This window comes from Micromonospora sp. BQ32 (assembly GCF_059358895.1).
In genome coordinates this window covers 1-2,246 of record NZ_JCADBI010000042.1, presented here as the reverse complement: position 1 = coordinate 2,246, position 2,246 = coordinate 1, and the positions used below count along the sequence as shown (strand labels likewise).

Sequence of the window (2,246 nt, the reverse complement as noted above, 5' to 3'; positions counted from 1 at the left end):
ATGAGCCGGCCAGTGTTCTTCTCCGACCGCTGATTGCCGTTCTGGTCGTTCTTCGGCTCCGGGTCCTTCGTCACCTGAACCTGCTTGCTCTGGGTGTCCACGTACAGCTTCACGAAGATCTCCTTCGTCTAGAGGATCCAATGGATCCTTTGCTTGTCTGGACCGATCGGCCCGTGACTCAAGGAGACGATGCGCCGGCTTCAGATGCCAGATGAGGCAAGTTAACAAGGCAACAGCAGGTGGTATTAACTTCTTCAAGTTGTCGCATCGACCAGGCATAATGGCTTCCAAGTAGGTGTTACCAATCTTCGGGGAGAGCCATGACGGCTAGGCGAGTCGAGGAAGCAGCGACGCTGTTGCAACGAGTACGGCTCGACTTGGGCTGGAAGCAGTCAAAGGTGGTCGCGGCGCTGCTGGCGGCAGCCCGGAGGGAGGGCGTAACGATCGCTGGCCAGGCCAGCCTCAAGACCATGCTGTCTCGCTGGGAAAACGGCACCGGGAAGCCCGACCTGGTCTACCGACAGCTCTTCTGCACTGTCTACGAGCGAGACGAGGACGAGCTGGGCTTCACCGAGGCGGGCCGGGGGAACCCGAGAGTGGCACCGTCCGTCGATCGGGAGACGATTGATTACTTCCGGTCAGTCTTCGACCAACACGTCAGAGCCGACAATCTGATGGGTCCGCATCATCTCGTCGATGTTGTCCGCGCGCAGGCAGCGCTTATCGACGACATCCTTCCCGGAGCTAAGAACGACGTGAGGAACGACTTGCTCTTGTGGGCATGCCGCTACAACGAATTCGCCGGGTGGCTCTACCAGGATGCGGGCGACCCCAAGAGCGCGATGCATTACTCTGATCGTGCCATGGATTACGCCGTGGCCATTGGTGAGCCGACCGAGACGGCATACCTGCTCATGCGAAAATCGAACATCGCGAACGACCTTGGCGGGTTCGACCGTGCCATCGGCCTTGGCTCCGCAGCTCTACGCGAAGCCCGGCATGTCTCGCCGAGGGTTCGCGCTTTGGTACTTGCGCAGCAAGCACGGGCGTACTCGTTGCGCGGACTCGCGGACGACGCCCGTCGGGCAATCGACGCTGCGACGCACGAGCTTGAGCGACCAGGAGCCGACGCCGACGATCTGGCGTCCTACTGCACCCCGGCATACATCGAGATGCAGGCAGCCAGTTGCTGGGCCGACCTTGACGCTCCGGACAGGGCGATTCCGGTATTCCGGCGAGCCCTGGCAACCATGCCTACCGGGATGCGCCGTGATCAAGGCTTGTGCGAGACGCGGCTTGCGCTGGCTCACGCGGCGGCAGGCGACAAGGCCACAGCCTGTCGAGTGGGACACCACGCGGTCCGTACCGTTCGGACGGCCACCTCAGCCCGCGCACTGTCGGAGCTGCGTCGGCTACGCGAGCGCCTGGCGCCATGGCGGCGCGATGAGGAAGTATCTGAACTGAGCCTTGCCATCAAGCAGTTGACGACGTGAAGGAGCCAACCTCTGGTGATGGAGCTGGTTACGGCTGCCACGGCAGCCGACGAGAAGGAGCGAAACGCCAAGGTCGCGCTGCTGCCAGTCGGCAGCTTTGAACAACACGGCGACTTCCTGCCGCTAGTCACAGACACCGTCGTCGCTGCGGCGATAGCTCGCGATATCGCGACAGTCCACACGGTCATGCTTCTCCCGCCCATCACCATCTCCTGCTCCCACGAACACTCAAGCTGGCGGGGAACAGTGAGCATCAGCTCCCGTACCCTCTCCGCGATCGTCACCGATGTCGCGGACTCCCTGACGCGATCCGGCGTCGAGCACCTGGTCCTCATCAACGGACACGGCGGCAACTACGTCCTGTCGAACGTCGTTCAGGAGTACACCGCAGCCAACGGACCCAGGATGAGCCTCTACCCGCAAGGGCATGACTGGACCAAGGCCCGCACCGACGCTGCCATGGAAACCGGCAGTCACGAGGACATGCACGCAGGCGAGCTGGAGACTTCGCTACTCCTGCACGTAGCCCCCGAGCTGATCCGAGTGGGCAATGAAACCGCGGATTGGACGGCCGACCACCGGCCGCACCTGCTGACGCTCGGCATGGCTGCCTACACCACCAGCGGCGTCATCGGCCGACCCTCACTCGGCACCGCCGAGAAGGGCAAAGCCGCTCTCGACAGCCTCACCCGATCGTTCGGCGAGCATCAGGGAAGCCTCGGCCTCTGACCGGGGCCGGCCGGACTGCCGGCG

General features: G+C 63.1%; 2 protein-coding genes. Both read left to right on the top strand.

What is annotated here, in order from left to right; genetic code table 11:
* Window positions 1-398: 398 nt before the first annotated feature.
* Complete coding sequence (locus tag AC5L30_RS32880; RefSeq protein ID WP_494872156.1) at window positions 399-1,493, top strand: NsdA family TPR-like regulatory protein; 1,095 nt, start codon at window positions 399-401, stop codon at window positions 1,491-1,493.
* Window positions 1,494-1,511: 18 nt separating this feature from the next.
* Window positions 1,512-2,222 carry a creatininase family protein gene (locus tag AC5L30_RS32875; protein ID WP_494872158.1) on the top strand — a complete coding sequence of 237 codons (711 nt, stop codon included), beginning with the start codon at window positions 1,512-1,514 and terminating at the stop codon, window positions 2,220-2,222.
* Window positions 2,223-2,246 lie beyond the last annotated feature (24 nt).

What these genes read in the sequence shown, in the direction of transcription:
- AC5L30_RS32875 (WP_494872158.1), top strand. Translation starts at nt 1,512, where the DNA reads ATGGAGCTGGTTACGGCTGCCACGGCAGCCGACGAGAAGGAGCGAAAC.